Raw genomic sequence first — 17,359 nt, forward strand, 5'->3', positions numbered from 1 at the left:
TGTTAATTGTTAAAATTAAGAACTTTTGTTTTGGTATTTTTTAGAAAAATAATTGTGCCTATCAATAGAACTAAAGCTAATACTATACTCAGAATGATTTTTAAATCAACCCTGTTAATTTTTTCGTAATTCTCCAAACTCCATTTGCCATTTTCAAGCTTTAATTTTATTTCATTGTTGTTTTCCTTTGATAATATAAATTGTTGTTTGGGTAATTTTTCTCCTGTAAATATTAAAATGCATTGATTTTGAGGCATTTCTTTAAATATATCGTTTCTAATTTGGATTGAATATGAATCCTTTGGCATATTTAAAACTTCAGCAATCAGCTTAGTTTCATGCCCTAACATGACTTTTGTGTTACCAAAACTCATCTCGTTTTGATTGTTGGATTCCATTGAAAAACGTTCTTGAAACAGTTTGATAAACAATCCTTTAAACTCTTCTGGCGTTTTGTAGCTATTTTTTCCATATTTATAATCGACCATGCTTTCAAATGCCACCAACGAACTGGACAATTGCAGGAAATATTTTCCATCGGCATTTTGATAAATCATCAACATCGACAAATCGGGTTGATGAGCCTGGGCTGTCAAACTCATCAAAATTAACAAAAATATGGCATATAGTTTTTTCATAAATCTACAATCAGTTTGCGTATGCACCTTTCAGGCAATTTATGAAATTGTTCGAACCTGCTTTGTCAACATGATAATGATAGCCTCTGGTGTCGTCAGAATGTCCACGGCAAGCGTCCAAATCGGTATATTCTTTACCCGAAGCATCTAATCTTTCATACAGTCCATGACCATCCATGGCATAGCCAATCATAGCTGAATGTCCATCAGTTTGAGCTATTTTTTTTGAAATTCCCGTGGCGGCATGGTAGTGGTAGCCTGCAGCGAGGTTGATATGTCCGCCAGCGTCGTCAAATGGAGCAAGTGTATAGGCACCTAAAATGGCATTGACGGGAGCAGGTGCATCAAATCTTACGCCATTAAATGCCAGGCCTCGCACAGATGGTCCACTGGACATGGGCCCGTTTCCGAAAGATGTAGTTGAGGTTAATTTTACAGGAGTAACAGGAATGTAATAGGTTTGGGTTAAATTGGCCACATAAGACGGCAAACATTCTACACAAAAGTTTTTATATTCTGCACCAACATTTGGGTTTGCTGCTGCTTGGCACTCTGCTTGGGTTTTAGTTTTGGTGATTACACCCGTTGTCGCATTGTACAACATCCAAGTTTTATCTGAATAAAAATTGGCTAAGTTTTTTACAAAAGCCCCATCTACATCATAAACATTGCCATTTTCAAGCCAAATCCCACCTGCACTTGCATTGTCCGTGATATTACTGGGGCACCACGGCCCCATATTATGGTCGGTTGGAATGCCTCTGGCAACTATTTTGTAGCATTCAACGGTAGAACCATTGGAGAGCGTGCGAGAAACAACGCTGATGGGTTCGGCTAAACCATCTGAAATAAAATTAGCCGATTGTACCTTTACAATTGTGCCAGAAGCATCAACTTCGGCTTCATCAGTGTTGCAACTCAATGTTGTATTGAGTGTGATGAGTGATAGTACAACATGAAGGATTTTTGATTTTTTGAAATTCATTTTTTGTTTCATGAAATTGAAATTATTTCAGATGTTTAGTTGTCAAAACTAACATTATTATTCATTTTCATAAAACACTCTACCTTTGAGTTGTATAAATTCAAGGTCGAATTGTAGAATAAGTAAGTTGAATGATTGATTCAAAGTTGAATCAAGTCTATAAGTTAGGCGAAAGATGAGGTGGCTAATGCTATTTCAACCCCTCCAAATATCCAATCAAATCCAAATATTCAGTTTCTTTCAAGGGAAAAGCTGGCATTAGCGAGGTTTCCATTTTAGTAGCCGATTTTACTTGGTTTTTTTTGTAGGCTACAATTTGGGACTGACCAGGCATTTTTACCAAGTATTCGTCATTGGTTTTGCTAGTGATGATTCCTTGAAACACAGATCCATCTGTAAGTGAAATATTGTAGCCTTCATAACCAAAGCTCACGCCTTGACTTGGATTCACGATGGCATTATAAATGCTTTCTTTGGTAAGTTTTTTTCCGATTTGGCTGAGTGCTGGGCCAAAATCCATGCCATTGCCATTGACGACATGGCAGGTGGCACAATACATCCCGAACAATTCTTTTCCCTTAACAGCGTTACCATTTTTATTCAAGAAATTGGCTTTTATGGCTAATTGATGTTGTTGAGGTTTGCCAAATTTCTGCTCAAACTGCACTTTCAGGTCGCTGTGGAAAGTTTTGGTAAACACCACTTTTGCCGCTGGAATGAGCTCTTTGGGTACTTTATTTATTTTCACCAAATTCCATAGTTTGACATCGCTTTGGTAGCCTTCCATGGCCAATATTGCGGCTTCTCTTATTTTAAAGGGGTATTTTTTGTTTGAAAATATTAAAATAAGCTGTTTGGAAATGGTCTCGTTGTCTACCAAACCCAATCTCTGAATGGCTTTTATGGCTTTGTCTTCATTCAGTGGTTTTTGCGATATGGCTTCTTTGAGCGGAGCTACCCCAAAAAGCTGAGAAAGGACTAACGCTGCTTTCTCATAAACATCAGGCTTCGTACTTTCTAAAACAATTTTTTCGAGTCGCGTTCTTTGATTTTGAAGACCATATTTCGATACGATATCTATAAAGTCAACATCGTTTTTGATATTTTCAAGTACTTTCGGAAGGATACTGTTAAATTCTATATCTTTAACGATGGTTTCGGCATCAAAATGTTTGAATATGAGCAAACTTAATTCTTCTGATTTTGAGTTTTTTAAAAGTCCCAAAAGTGCCTGATTTTTGTAGGTTTTAACCTGAAAATCAAATGCCCTAAAGTACCTGTAAGTCTCTTTTATATGGAGGTTAGATATTATTTTTGCTAAATATGCTGAAGTTTTCTTAGAGCGACTTCTCCAAATAATATCTTTGGCGGATTCGTCATTTATCCAATTTTTACCTTTCAGGAAAGCCTCTAAATATTTATCCCACTGTCCATCAGCTCCTATTCCAATGGATTCTAAAAACCATTTATCGCCTGGTTTGTAGCTATTTGCAAGGTTTATCCAGGATAGTTGATTGTCAGTTTTGTAAATGGCTGAACCAACCGCCTGTTTAACTTGAAAAGAATCGTCAGTGGCCATTTGAGTAAAAAACGAACTGTTATTTTCTCTTTTCGCCATTCTTACGGCAGCTGCTCTAATTTGCTCATTTGTATTTTTACTTGCTTCTAAAACATACTTTTCATCCAGTTTAGAAAGTAACCAATAGGCTCGTGCCTGAAAAATAGGATTAGTAGATTTGGTAAGTTTCGCTAATTCGCTTTCAGCATTTTTACCCATTTTTGATAAAGCCGAATAAGCCAAATATCTGACAGAATTAGATGGGTTTTGCAAGGCCTCTACACATGAAGAAACAGACTTGAAATCATAGGTTGGGATTTTGTAGTCAATCTTATTGCTTGATAATCTGTAGATTCTGCCTTTTTCAAGGTCGCCAATAAAATGTCCACCCACACCTGAATCGTACCAATCCGCTACGAAAACCGAGCCGTCTGGTGCGGTACAAATGTCCGAAGGACGAAACCACATGTCTTTTTTTGTGGCATCTAAAATGAGGTTTTGTTTTATGGTATATCCCGCTCCATCATTGATTCTTTCATAGCTCGAAACATCATTGGTTCCAGCATCTGCCAAGAATAAACCATTTCTGTATTTTTCTGGCAGTAAAGAGCCTTCATAAATAAATATGCCAGTAGGGGAGCCGTAGCCCGTAACTTTAAGATTAGGAATCACACCGGGATCATTTTGATGCCAGTGTTGGTTAATAACGGAGTCCTCTAGATTCGTACGGTTTACTCGCCAATCGGCACCAGTCATTTCATCTTTGTATCCATAATTACCTCCTGGCATCACATAGTTTATTCGGTTGGCTTTTTTGCCATCGTCGTCGTTGTCAGACTGCCAGATTCTTCCATAAGAATCGATACAGAGTTCGTAGTTGTTTCTAAAATTCCAAGCCAAAACTTCGAAGTTTTTTCCGTCTATATCACATCTCAGAGCCATTCCGTCTTGAAATGGTGCTTTGGTTTGGCCAATTAATCTTCCATAAATGTCTTTGATGGGTTGGTTATTTTTGTCCAAAAGCCCTTCTCCAAAGTTTCCGAAGTTGAAATAAAGTTTTCCATCCGGGCCAAAAACGCAAGAATGTACGCCGTGGTCACTTTGTAAACCAGCAATGGTTTTGAAAAGAATTTCTTTTTTATCAGGAATGTCGTCTCCATTTTCATCAGTAAAGACAAATACATTTGGGCTACAAGAAACGATAGTTTTGTTGCCTAAGACCGTTATTCCTAATGCTGAATTTATGTCTTCTCCCTGATAAAATACTTTGGTTTTGTCAGATTTTCCGTCGGCGTTTGTGTCTTCGAGAATCAAGATTTTATCGCCTTTTTTGTTGTAGGGTACGTTGTTTACATCGTTTCTATAATTATAAGCTTCACAAATCCAGATTCTTCCTTTATGGTCAATGTCCATGTTGGTAGGATTAAAGAGGTCTGGTTCAGAAGCAAAGAGGGTCAGTTGCAGGTTATTATCTTTGAGGTCTATTCCTTCTAAATTTATGTTTTCTTTTGTTTTTCCCTCTGGAAAACGGTCATAAGAACCCTCTTGGCTTTTTTGACAGGCCAGAGTTAACAAGCAAAGAAAGGAAATTATAAGATTCTTTAGCATATTATTATTCCGTTTCAAAAGAAACTGAGATTTGTACCAAAAGTTTATACAAATGTAGTTCTGGATATACATTAAAGCAATTGTGAGACCTTATGATTTCAACCAAATTAGTCGATATTTTTTTTAATAATGGTCATCAATTCAACCTCATTTGACAACAAATCCTCCAATAAAATCCTTTGATTTTTTGCTCTGTTGAGGTTGTGTTCGGGGTATTTTATGGGATAGTAAATATCATCATTGAGGTAATCTGTTAGAAAACGAAGACCTTGCATATAAATCATAAATGGTCCTGCAAAAAACAAATTTTCCTTTTCAGCAGGAGAGATGAGGGATTTCATTTGACTCAAATAACCATTCATCAGTGCTTCAAAATATTCGGTTCGGATTTTTATTTTTTCAAACTCAGTGCTTTCTTCTGATTCTTCACAAATATATGTTCGCACCATATCACCAATATCAGAAATTATTTTACCTGGCATTAAAGTGTCCAAATCACAAACACAAAGGCTTTTGTTGGTGGTTTTGTCAAACAAGACATTGTTGATTTTGGTATCATGATGAATCATTCTGGTTGGATACTCAGGGTTTTGAATGATATTTTGGTAAACCTCCACCAAATGTTTTTGACTTTTTATGAATTCTATTTCCTGTGCGACTTCTGAAATACGATTTTGATTTCCGTTTTTAAGAGATTCCTCAAACTGCTGATAACGCCAAGCCAAATCATGAAAACCAGGAATACTGGCTTGCAATCCTTCCAAAGGCATGTGGTGAAGATTTTTAGTCAGTAATCCAAAAGCTTTACCTGCTTCGTAGGCCATTTGGGGTTCTGAAACGCTGTTGATAGAATAAGAATTTGGAATAAATGGACTTAAACGCCAATATTCACCATCAACAAAGGCTAAATCTTCTCCGTTTACGGTTTTTATTTGGTGAATAAATAGGTATTCTGGATGATTTTTGGCCAAAAAGTCAGAAGTATTTCCGACGTTTATGGCGATAATTTCAGGTTTTTTAAAAACATTAATATTTATTTTTTGTAAAACAAATCGCTTGTTTTCAGAAATTGATTCTAAAAGAAAAGTAGCATTAATGTGGCCAGAACCGAAAGGTTTGAAACTGTAATTGTCGGGTTCGAGTCCAAATAGTTTTGATATGTGCTCCAAGTCGAGGTTTTTTTTATTCAAAGGTAATAGTTTTTGAAATTTTCTCAATAGAAAAAGACTTCGTCCACAAAAAACCAACCTTTATCCCCCTTGCCAGGATGCCATGCTGGAAGTTTTGAAATGGGCTGAATAATGATTTTAATCTGTTCAATATTGGTTTTGTTTAAAGGAATATCTACTCCTTTGGTACCATTTAAGGTCATTTTGGTTAATTGAGGTATGTTTACTTTTTTGAAATGTGTCATATGTTTGCCCGCCTCTTTGATGTAAACGTCTACAAATACTGGTGGCATAATGTATTGACCAGTATTTTCAGCATAACTGATGGTTAAGCCGTTAAAACTACTTGTTTTCTTAAAGTCAAATAAAGCTTCCATTGGGTTTTCTCGAAATCCTAACCAGTTTTTGTCTTTAAAATTTACGGCATCTCCTTGTTTTCTATCTATAAGTGTTGTTTCACCATTGCCTGGATATTTTGGATTGGTTTTAGTTAACAATTTGGCATTTGTGGCTTTTATATTCGATTTAAAGAAATAATAATCTTTGATGTCAGATGCCAACCAACCTTTTTTGGTAGCTATGGTTTTTATGGCCCCGTAGTTTTTAAGTGTTATGGGGGATTTATAAACAGTAGATTTTGTTGAGTCTGGCACTGTACCGTCTATTGTATATCTGATATCTACGTTTTGAAGTGTATGTTTCAATGTGATAGTTGAGTTTCCTTCCAAAATCTGATTTTCGTTTACCAATATTGGAGGATTGAGTTTTAACGTTTCAGATTCGTCTGGAATGTAACCCAGTTCTATTCTTTTTTTAGATTTTTTCAAAGACTCATACTGTTCTTTTGTAAACTTTGTTTCCCATAAGTAAACTTCTTTCAGTGAGGGTATATCCATGATCTTTTGCAAATCCTCAAAGGTTATTTTTGTATTTGCTATGGCTAAAACCTCAAGTTTTTTGCAGTTTTTGAGCTTTTCAATACCTTTTCCGGTAATTTCGGTTTGGTTAAGATTCAAATATTCGAGGTTTTGAAACTTTGATATTTCTCCAAAACTTTCATCTGTAACTGGCATTTTAGAAAGATTCAGACTTACTATTTGCTCTCCAATTTTAGAAAGTGAATTTAATGTTTTTGGGTCGTATTTAGAACTAACATAAAAATTGACTTTTACAGCCGGTGAACCATTAGCAATGGGTTTTATAGTACAAAATGGTGTACTGAGTTCCATTAACGTGCTTTCAGATGCAGCTGAGAAAGTATAGCTTTTTGCTGCTATTTTTACCTCTGAGGTGGTATTTAAGCTGTAAAAAAAGGAACTTGGTTTTAAATCAGTAAGTTTTTGGTCATATTTTGCTCCTTCTTGAATCCATTTTTTTAGAATTAGAAGCTCCTGATTGGTCAATTGTGGTTTTCCTTTTGGTGGCATGTGTTTTTTATCCTCTAAATCCAGATACGCTCTTTTCAAAATATGGCTGTTCAATGTGTCATTTCCTACCCAGAGCTGTCCATTTTTACCACCTTTCTTGATTTTTTCGATGGTACTCATATTAAGTTGACCTTTAGTTTTTTTGTCATTATGACAACTTTTACATTTTTGATCGAGAATTGGATAAACGAATTTATCAAAAGTTGTTTCAGGTGCTTTAGCTTCTTTTTCTCCGAACAAAAAATCCTCACCGTGGGTAATATTTCCTCCTAAATGCCCAACGACTCCCACCGCCACAACTGTTAAAATTAGCGTAAGATTTGTAATTAATTTTGAAGTAAATATTTTGTTTCTGAATTCATAAATTAGGTATACCAGTAAACTCAAACCAATGCCTGTATACTTGTGGTTTTTAAGGGTTTCTACATCATAACCATTTTCAAAGGATAAGATAATACCCGCAAACGCACTCACAACACTGGTGAAGGCCAAAATAAGAAGTAGAGAATCTAATATCAAATGGAATGACTCTTGGTCAATTTTGGGTTTTATGCTATTGAATAACAACAAAGCCAAAGTAAGACCAATAGGTAAATGTAAAACCAATGGATGCACTCGGCCAATGAATGAAAACCAGCTTGGGATTTGAACCTGATTTTCGAACAAAGCCACAAAAAGCAATAGAACATTTAGTCCAAGACAAGAATACGAAAGGATTTTTTTCATAAATAGTTTAAGCCAAAAGTCCTGGGATTACTTTGCCTGCAATATCGGTGAGTCTATATCTTCTACCCAGATGTTTGTAGTTGAGTTGCTCATGATTTAGTCCCATAGTGTGCATTACCGTTGCATGGAAATCATGAATATGCACGGGGTCTTTGATAATATTATAGCCCAATTCATCCGTTTCACCGTAAACAGTACCACCTTTTATGCCGCCACCTGCCATCCAAATGCTGTAGGCTCGCGGATGATGGTCTCTACCATAATTGTCCACCCCAAATTTTCCTTGAGAGTAGTTGGTTCTTCCAAACTCTCCACCCCAAATTACCAAAGTTTCGTCCAAAAGGCCTCTTTGCTTTAGGTCTGTCACCAAAGCAGCAGATGCTCTGTCCACATCTTGAGCCTGCAATGGCATTTCGCCGGTAAGGTTGCCATGCTGGTCCCAGCCTTGGTGATAAAGCTGTACAAATCTTACTCCTGATTCTGAGAGTTTTCTTGCCAAAAGGGCGTTTGCTGCATAGGTCCCAGGTACCAAACAATCGGGTCCGTACATTTTTATGATATGGTCAGGTTCTTTTGAGAGGTCAGTAAGCTCAGGTACAGCCGTTTGCATTCTGTAGGCCATTTCGTATTGCTTTATTTTGGCTTCAACCTCTGGGTCGCGATTATCTTCAAAACCCAAATGATTCAGTTCGGCCAGTTTATCCAACATTCTTCTCCTTGAAGTTTTGTCGGTTCCTTCGGGGTTGTTGAGATATAGAATAGGGTCTTCTCCGCTCGAAAATACCACACCTTGGTGGGTAGAGTCAAGGAAACCGTTGGTCCAAAGTTTAGAATAAACTCCCTGACCGTTACCTCTTCCTCTTGACAATAGTACACAGAATGCTGGCAAGTTTTGGTTTTCACTTCCCAATCCATAGCTCAACCATGCCCCCATACTTGGTCTGTTGCCCACTTGAGCACCTGTTTGTAGAAAAGTTAACGCTGGATCATGGTTGATGGCCTCTGTATTCATCGTTTTTACGATACAAATATCATCGGCTATTTTAGCAATATTAGGAAACAACTCAGAAATCCAAGCTCCAGATTTGCCATGTTGGTTGAATTTGAAATAAGACCCCACCATCGGGAAATTGGTTTGGCTTGCCGTCATACCCGTAAGTCTTTGTCCGTTTCTTATGGATTCGGGAAGATCTTGACCAGCCAGTTTATTGAGCATGGGTTTGTAGTCAAAACTCTCCAGCTGAGATGGAGCACCATTTTGGAAAAGGTAAATTACCCTTTTTGCTTTTGGAGCAAAATGCGGCAATCCCAATGGCAAGCCAGCATCTGACGAGTCTCCCTTAAATAAATTCGGCATTAGAAGTGAACCCAAACCAAGGCTTCCAAGCCCTACGGCAGCTTTCCCAAGAAAATGTCTTCTATTGACATTGAGTCTATTTTTTAAAAATTCATTTTCCATTTCTATATTCTGATAAGGGTTTCTTCCATGTTAAACATCATCTGAAAAGTCTGTAAAAGTGCGGCCAACGAAACCGGGTCCTTGACAGTTTTATGCTCGTACTCTCCAATTTTTTGAAGCGACTTTATTTTTAGGGGCTGTTTTTTGAAAAACACTTTTTCTTCTTCATAATAATTTTTCAAAATTTCCAACTCTTTTTTAGAAGGCATGCGGCATATGATTTTTCTGAATCCATTTTTGATAGCCTCATCTATACTGATATTTTTCGATAATTGTTCCTGTGCCATTACTCTGGAGCTTTCGAGTACATGCGGGTCATTGAGCATGGCCAAAGCCTGCAATGGCGTGTTGGTTCTTGTTCGTTGCACCTCGCATTGGTCGCGGTTGCTGGCATCAAAAATCAACATTGCAGGTGGCGGTACAGTACGCTTAATGAAAACATACATGCCTCTGCGGTACAAATCTTTGCCATGGTCCTGCACATAGGTAGCCAAACTGCCTCTGCCTGACGTTGCAACTTCCCATAAGCCCTTAGGTTGATAAGGTTTTATACTCGGGCCACCAATTTCTGTATTAAGTAACCCAGATGTGGCCAAAACATGGTCTCTGACATTCTCGGCGGGAATCCGCATACGGGTACTTCTTGCCAAATATTTATTTTCAGGATCAATTTTCTTGTGATCCTCTTTTACTGCTGAAGATTGCATGTAGGTGGCCGACATAACGATTTGTTTGACCAAACGTTTAATATTCCAACCATTTTGTTTGAAATCATTAGAGAGCCAATCCAAAAGTTCAGGATGGGTGGGCAGTTCGCCTTGCATACCAAAATCGCCCGTAGTTTTTACTATTCCTCTACCAAAAAACTGCTCCCAGATACGGTTGACATATACGCGAGAAGTCAATGGGTTTTTATCATCGAAGAGCCATTTCGTTAATCCATAACGATTTTTTTCATATCCCTTGAAATTCAATATGGCTTTTGGAGTTGTAAAATCCACTACTTTGCCATGAGCATCATAATTTCCTCTTTCCAGAATAAAAGTTGGTCGCAAAACAGAAGAATCCTTCATGACCATTACTTCTAGTTTGGCCGTATCTTTTTTGTTGATGAAATTAAAAATACTTTTTACATCCTCATCTTTGATTCTCATGTTGGGAGGGTCTGCGAAAGAGGCGTCAATCGTACCAAAAAGCCCTTTTTCGGGTACTTGATTGAAAAAAGCGAATGTCCCATAGTACTCTTCGTGACTAATGGGGTCATATTTGTGCGTATGACATTTTGCACATTCTAATGTGAGAGCCAATACCGATTTGCCGAAGGTATTTGTACGGTCAGTCACATATTCTACCCGGTATTCTTCGTCTATTACACCACCTTCTTGGGTGATTTTGTGGTTTCGGTTAAAACCCGTAGCCAAAAGCATTTCTTTAGCCTTGGGATGCCATTTCATTTTATCGGCCAGAATATCCCCAGCCAATTGCCAGGTCATAAATTTTTTGTAGGAATAATTGGAGTTGAAAGCATGAATCACCCAGTCTCTCCATGGCCACATGGTACGTAGTCCGTCGTCTTGATAACCATGTGAATCCGCATACCTTGCCACATCTAACCAGTTTAAAGCCATTTTTTCTCCAAAATGTTTGCTTTTTAGTAGCTGATTGACCACTTTTTCATAAGCATTTGGGCTTTCATCTTTTAGGAATGCTTCCTGCATTTCTACGGTAGGGGGTAAACCCGTCAGGTCAAAACTAACCCTTTTGAGTAAAGTTTCTTTCGATGCTTGTTCCGAAGGAGTTAAACCTACTGATTTCATTTTGTCGTAGGTGAAATAATCAATCTCATTTTTAATCCAATCTTTGTCGGCTTTTGGTAGTGGGGATTTTAAAGGAGGCAGAAACGCCCAGTGCTTTTTTATTTTAGCTCCCTGGGATATCCACTTTTTGATGATTTTTATTTCGTCTTCTGTAATGGTCAGGTTGGAACTCGGTGGCGGCATCTTTATGGAAGTGTCTGTGCTTATAATTCTTTTATAAACTTCAGATGCCTCAGGATTGCCTTTTACGATGGCATGAGCTTTAGGGTTGTCTTCAAGTGCTGCGTAGGCACCTTCTTCGGTATCCAGTCTGAGATTGGCCTCTCGCTTTTTTTCGTCAGGACCGTGACATGCGAAACAACGGTCTGATAAAATGGGTCTAACATGAAAGTTATAATCTACAACGTCAGGAATTTCCTGACCTACTGAGGGCGTGCATTTTATGTTAATTATAGCCAAAACTGCAACTGCAGCAAAGACAAATAAACTGATCTTTATGACCTTCGAATTCATATAGTTAATATATTGTTTACAATATTAATAATTTTTTTTAATAATAAGATTGACATTAATTTTTATATTTAATAATGAAATTGTACAAACAGTTTTATGGTCATTTGTTTTTTGCATTATTCTAATAATTAGACAGTTTGGGTTGAAATCGTGAATATGGTTCTAAAACTACTTTTATTGCTCATAATTTTAAATAATTGCTTTAATTTTAGAGAGATAAAATGATGATAAATTCTTGTTTTATGTACATTCTCCTTGTATTATTTTAATATCTTCAAAATATTAATTGTATTTTTCTAATTATTTTCAGCCTGTTTAAAAAAATATTAATAGCCCTTCATTATATTGCATTTCAAAGTTTTTATATGTAGAATTTTATATTATGACGGATAATAATATCATTGTAAATGCTGGAGGTTTTGAGTTTTCTTTCACCGAAAACGAAATATCGGCTATAGATGTACTGAGCTATAAACCTGATGCTTTTTGCCTATTACATAATCAGAAAACTATTTCAGGTGAGATAATTTCCTCGAAAGACAAAGCTTATAAAGTAGAGATTGATGGCGAGCGGTTTCAGGTGCAGATTAAAAGTCAATTAGATCAGATCTTGGACAACATGGGTTTGAACAAACCAAAAGTTTCCAAAATAAAATCAATAAAAGCCCCTATGCCTGGCTTGGTGATAGAGATTAATGTAGAAGAAGGTCAAACAGTGTCAGAAAATGACAAAATTCTGATTTTGGAAGCCATGAAAATGGAGAATGTTATTAAAATACCCCACGAGGCAGTGGTGAAAAAGATAAATATTGTAAAAGGTCAAGCTGTAGATAAAGGTCAGATTTTAATAGAATTGGAATAAAATGGGTGACATTTTCTCAGAATTTAAAGCAGCGGACCATTCAGAATGGTTGAAATTGGTGGAGAAAGAATTGAAAACTCCATTGGTTTCCTATGAGATTTCAGAAGGAATATTTGCAAATCCTTTTGTTGGTAATTTAGCATCCAGTTTCGGCTCTTCTATTTCAAAATCAAAAGTTGGTTGGACCATTTATCAATTTATTGAAGGTGATTCATCTGTAGAAATCAATAAAAATATATTAACTGCTCTAGAAGGTGGTGCCTCCGGTATTAGCGTTTTTATTAAAGATTTAGATTATGATTTTGAGATCGTTTTCAAGGATGTTATACTTTCCTTTATAGAGGTAAGATTTTATTTTTCTGACGAGTTTTTTAGTTCTTCATTATTTTTTCAAAACTTAGAAAGTTTTCTTGAAGGTAAAGATGCCAATATTGTTTTTGCGGGATTAACCAAAGGGGAGCTTCAAATAGCAAAGCAGTTGGGAAAAATTGAAGTAAGCAGTAAATCAGAGGGAACGCTTGCTGAGAATCTTTCTGAGGTTTTAAGAGAAGCGGAATCACTGACTTTTTTTGAAGGATTTGAACTTGTTGTTGCTTTGCCGAGCCAAGAAAATTTCTATCTGAATATTGCACAGCACAAAACAGTGAAAATAATTTGGGCCCAAATAGCTGAGGCTTATAATTCTCCAGAAAAACAAATTTCTTTAATCTCAAAGGTAAATTTTAGTCATCAAGACCCAAATTCCCAAGTTATAGCTGCTACCCAACAAACTGCTTCATGCGTTTTTGGTGGTACAGATGCTATTTTGATGCAAAATATACCTTTTGATACTGCAAAATATCCTGAAAGTTTTTCTGCTAGGATCACCCGGAATATTCAAAATGTACTTTGGAATGAAAGTTTTCTCTACCGAGTAAACGACCCTTCGAAAGGTAGTTATTTTATAGATGACGTTTGCGAAAAATTGATAAATGAAGTTTGGAACATATTCATAAAAGATAAATGAAGAAAATATTAGTGGCCAACAGAGGTGAAATAGCCTTGAGAATTATGCGAACCATCAAAAAATTGGGCATAAAAACAGTGGCAGTATATTCGGAGGCTGATGTGCAAGCATTACACGTGAGATTTGCCGATGAGGCGGTTTGTTTGGGCGAAGCCGCATCCAGTAAGTCGTATCTCGATATGGACAAAATCATCAAATATGCCAAAGAACTCAATGTGGATGGAATACACCCTGGCTATGGTTTTTTGAGTGAAAATGCCATTTTTGCGGAAAAAGTGACTAAAGCAGGTATCACTTTTATTGGTCCTGAGCCAGATTCCATTACATTGATGGGCTCTAAATTGGCAGCCAAGGATTGTGTAAAAAAATATGACATTCCGATGGTTCCAGGAACCGATACGGCCATAACTGATATACCAGAAGCTCAAAAAATAGCTGCCGAAATAGGTTTTCCGATTCTCATAAAAGCCTCGGCAGGCGGAGGAGGGAAAGGCATGAGAGTAGTAGAAAAAGCCGAAGATTTTGTGGAACAAATGGATAGAGCAATTTCAGAGGCGAAATCGGCTTTTGGAGATGGCTCGGTGTTTATTGAAAAATATGTAGGTTCTCCAAGACACATTGAAGTCCAAGTTTTGGGTGATAAACATGGCAATATTGTTCATCTTTTTGAGCGTGAATGTAGCATTCAGCGTCGGCATCAAAAAGTAATTGAAGAAGCTCCTTCAGGGATTTTGACGCCTGAAATCAGACAAAGAATCGGTGAGGCTGCTGTAAAAGTGGGCAAATCTTGCAATTATGTAGGAGCTGGCACGGTAGAGTTTCTTTTGGATGAAAATTTAAATTATTATTTCCTAGAAATGAATACGCGACTTCAAGTGGAACATCCTGTTACCGAATACATTACGGGAGTAGATTTGGTTGAAGAACAAATTAAAATTGCACGTGGCGAAAAACTTTCTTTTACGCAAGAAGATCTGAAAATTAAGGGGCATTCGGTAGAATTGCGTGTTTATGCTGAAGATCCTTTAAATGACTTTTTGCCTTCAATAGGTCAAATTGCCAAATATGAAAGACCTGAAGGTGAAGGCGTTAGACTGGATGATGCTTATGAAGAAGGAATGGAAATTCCAATTTATTATGACCCCATGATTGCCAAATTGGTTACCTACGGAAAAGACCGTACCGAGGCCATTCAAAAAATGAAAGAAGCCATTAAAGCCTATAAAATTGAAGGTTTTGCTACCACTTTGCCATTTGGTTTGTTTGTGATGGATCACGAAGCCTTTCGATCGGCACAATTTGATACGCATTTTGTCAAGAATTTTTTCTCCAAAGAACAAGCACAAGAATGGCAAAAAGCCAAGGCCAAAAATGCCGCTTTATTGGCTTTGGCACATTGGAAGGCCAACCAAACCAATTTGAAAGTGGCAGAAGTAGAAAATACCAATTGGAAAAAGAGATGAAAAGGCCAGATTTTTCAAAAGTTTCTTTCAATTCTGCTTCTGAGATTTCAAGCTCAGAAGCCAATACTTATTTTACGGCTGAAGGTATTGATGTTTTAAGTGAAATTCCTTCAAAACGACAAATTCACCAAGGTTTTTTATCTGGGATTGCTCCATTTTTAGGTGGGCCTTACGCCAGTATGTACCTTAACAAACCCTGGACTATCCGCCAATATGCCGGTTTTTCTACGGCTCAAGAAAGTAATGCTTTTTACAGAAAAAACTTAGCTCAAGGACAAAAAGGGCTTTCAGTAGCGTTTGATTTGGCAACTCACCGTGGCTATGACTCAGACCACCCGCGAGTAGCTGGAGATGTCGGTATGGCTGGTGTAGCTATTGATTCTGTGGAGGATATGAAAATCCTATTTGACCAGATTCCGCTGGATCAAATGTCAGTTTCAATGACAATGAATGGTGCGGTTATCCCTGTTTTGGCCTTTTTTATTGTGACCGCTGAAGAGCAAGGCGTTCCGATGGAGAAGCTCTCAGGAACTATTCAAAACGATATTTTGAAGGAATTTATGGTTCGCAATACCTACATTTATCCGCCCAAACCCTCAATGCGGATCATTGCCGATATTTTTGAATTTACCTCAAAAAATATTCCAAAATTTAACTCCATAAGCATAAGCGGCTATCACATGCATGAGGCTGGAGCTCCTGCACATGTAGAATTGGCTTACACATTAGCGGATGGATTAGAATACTTAAAAATAGGTGTAGAAAAAGGCTTAGATATCGACGACTTTGCTCCGAGATTGTCATTCTTCTGGGGCATTGGTATGAATTTCTTCATGGAAATAGCCAAAATGAGGGCTGCAAGGCTGATATGGGCGAAAATTGTGAATAGATTTAATCCCAAAAATCAGAAATCATTGGCCTTGCGGACGCACTGTCAAACTTCTGGCTGGAGTTTAACCGCTCAAGATCCTTTCAATAATATAGCCAGAACCACCATTGAAGCCATGGCGGCAGTGTTTGGCGGAACACAGTCTTTGCACACCAATTCATTGGATGAAGCTATCGCACTTCCAACAGACTTTTCGGCAAAAATTGCCCGAGACACACAGAAATATCTTCAATCTGAAGATGCAGGATTCACGAAAGCGATAGACCCTTGGGCAGGTTCGCACTATGTTGAATATTTGACAGCAGAGTTAGTGGAAAAGGTTTGGGAACTCATAGAAGAAACGGAGGCGGTCGGTGGCATGGCCAATGCGATAGAAAAGGGAATTCCCAAACTAAAAATAGAGGAAGCCGCTACCAGAAAACAAGCCGCCATTGATAGTGGAACCGAGATAATAGTAGGTGTAAATCAATATTTGGTAAAAGAAGAAGTGACCTTGAGTACGCTCGAAGTTGACAATGAAGCGGTTAGAAGCGGCCAGGTTGCATTAATAAACAAAATAAAGGCTTCAAGAAATAGCGAAAAGGCCCAAGCTGCTTTGAATGAAATTACCGAAACAGCCAAGACTGGAAATGGTAATTTATTGGAAAAAGCCATTATCGCTGCAAGAGAAAGGTGTACTTTAGGAGAAATTTCTGACGCCATTGAAGTGGTTTTTGGAAGATATAAGGCTGATATTCAATCTGTAAAAGGCGTGTATTCTAAAGCTATGCAAGACAATAAAATATTTGAGGAGGCTCAAAAATTGAGTAATGTTTTTTTAGAAATGGATGGTCGTAGACCTCGGATTTTGGTAGCGAAACTGGGTCAAGACGGTCATGACCGGGGTGCTAAAGTTATCGCAACGGGTTTTGCCGATATTGGTTTTGACGTGGATATTGGTCCTTTGTTTCAAACCCCACAAGAGGCTGCCAGTCAGGCCAGTGAAAATGATGTGCATGTCGTAGGTATTAGTTCTTTGGCGGCAGGACACAAAACTTTGGTGCCTGAAGTTATAAAAGCCTTGAAGGATTTGGGAAGGCCTGATATCAAGGTAGTTGTAGGTGGTGTTATTCCTCCTCAGGACTACGATTTTTTATATAAAAATGGAGTGGTAGCAGTTTTTGGCCCTGGAACTCCAATTGCGAATGCAGGAAAAGAAATTATTGAAATATTGATGAAAGAAATTAATTAACCGCCAAG

At 37.5% G+C, this 17,359-nt stretch carries 11 protein-coding genes; 4 read left to right on the forward strand and 7 right to left on the reverse strand.

The features are described from left to right. Positions 1-2: 2 nt before the first annotated feature. The 7 genes from EGI24_RS01895 to EGI24_RS01925 form a co-directional block, all read right to left on the reverse strand. Complete coding sequence (locus tag EGI24_RS01895) at positions 3-638, reverse strand: hypothetical protein (protein ID WP_255046542.1); 636 nt, start codon at positions 636-638, stop codon at positions 3-5. A 10-nt stretch (positions 639-648) separates the two neighbouring features. Further along, on the reverse strand, positions 649-1,623 hold the full coding sequence (locus EGI24_RS01900) for a YHYH protein (RefSeq protein WP_255046543.1): 975 nt from the start codon (positions 1,621-1,623) through the stop codon (positions 649-651). A gap of 190 nt (positions 1,624-1,813) precedes the next feature. Next, positions 1,814-4,789, reverse strand: a complete 2,976-nt coding sequence (locus EGI24_RS01905) for a PVC-type heme-binding CxxCH protein (protein WP_255046544.1) — start codon at positions 4,787-4,789, stop codon at positions 1,814-1,816. A 107-nt stretch (positions 4,790-4,896) separates the two neighbouring features. After that, the gene (locus tag EGI24_RS01910; protein WP_255046545.1) at positions 4,897-5,979 is read right to left on the reverse strand and encodes a phosphotransferase enzyme family protein; all 1,083 of its coding nucleotides are present in this window, start codon (positions 5,977-5,979) and stop codon (positions 4,897-4,899) included. A gap of 23 nt (positions 5,980-6,002) precedes the next feature. Next, positions 6,003-8,111 (reverse strand): FN3 associated domain-containing protein, encoded by a 2,109-nt coding sequence (locus EGI24_RS01915; protein ID WP_255046546.1) that lies wholly within the window; start codon positions 8,109-8,111, stop codon positions 6,003-6,005. A 7-nt stretch (positions 8,112-8,118) separates the two neighbouring features. After that, on the reverse strand, positions 8,119-9,570 hold the full coding sequence (locus EGI24_RS01920) for a DUF1501 domain-containing protein (protein WP_255046547.1): 1,452 nt from the start codon (positions 9,568-9,570) through the stop codon (positions 8,119-8,121). A 2-nt stretch (positions 9,571-9,572) separates the two neighbouring features. After that, entirely contained in the window at positions 9,573-11,900 is a 2,328-nt protein-coding gene (locus EGI24_RS01925; protein WP_255046548.1) for a PSD1 and planctomycete cytochrome C domain-containing protein, read from the reverse strand. A gap of 382 nt (positions 11,901-12,282) precedes the next feature. Between EGI24_RS01925 and EGI24_RS01930 the strand changes: the two genes are divergently transcribed. The 4 genes from EGI24_RS01930 to scpA are packed head-to-tail and all read left to right on the forward strand — an operon-like array spanning position 12,283 to position 17,351. Continuing rightward, the gene (locus EGI24_RS01930) at positions 12,283-12,762 is read left to right on the forward strand and encodes a biotin/lipoyl-containing protein (RefSeq protein WP_255046549.1); all 480 of its coding nucleotides are present in this window, start codon (positions 12,283-12,285) and stop codon (positions 12,760-12,762) included. A gap of 1 nt (position 12,763) precedes the next feature. After that, positions 12,764-13,768 (forward strand): methylmalonyl-CoA mutase family protein, encoded by a 1,005-nt coding sequence (locus tag EGI24_RS01935; protein ID WP_255046550.1) that lies wholly within the window; start codon positions 12,764-12,766, stop codon positions 13,766-13,768. Continuing rightward, a complete protein-coding gene (gene accC / locus EGI24_RS01940; RefSeq protein ID WP_255046551.1) occupies positions 13,765-15,231 on the forward strand; it encodes an acetyl-CoA carboxylase biotin carboxylase subunit in 1,467 nt (488 codons plus the stop codon). The genes EGI24_RS01935 and accC overlap by 4 nt, the downstream gene beginning before the upstream one ends. After that, positions 15,228-17,351, forward strand: coding sequence for a methylmalonyl-CoA mutase (gene scpA, locus EGI24_RS01945; protein WP_255046688.1), 2,124 nt, complete (start codon positions 15,228-15,230; stop codon positions 17,349-17,351). The genes accC and scpA overlap by 4 nt, the downstream gene beginning before the upstream one ends. Positions 17,352-17,359: the final 8 nt, after the last annotated feature.

The sequence above is a fragment of the Lacihabitans sp. CS3-21 genome (assembly GCF_024343675.1).
Taxonomy (GTDB): Bacteria; Bacteroidota; Bacteroidia; order Cytophagales; family Spirosomataceae; genus Leadbetterella.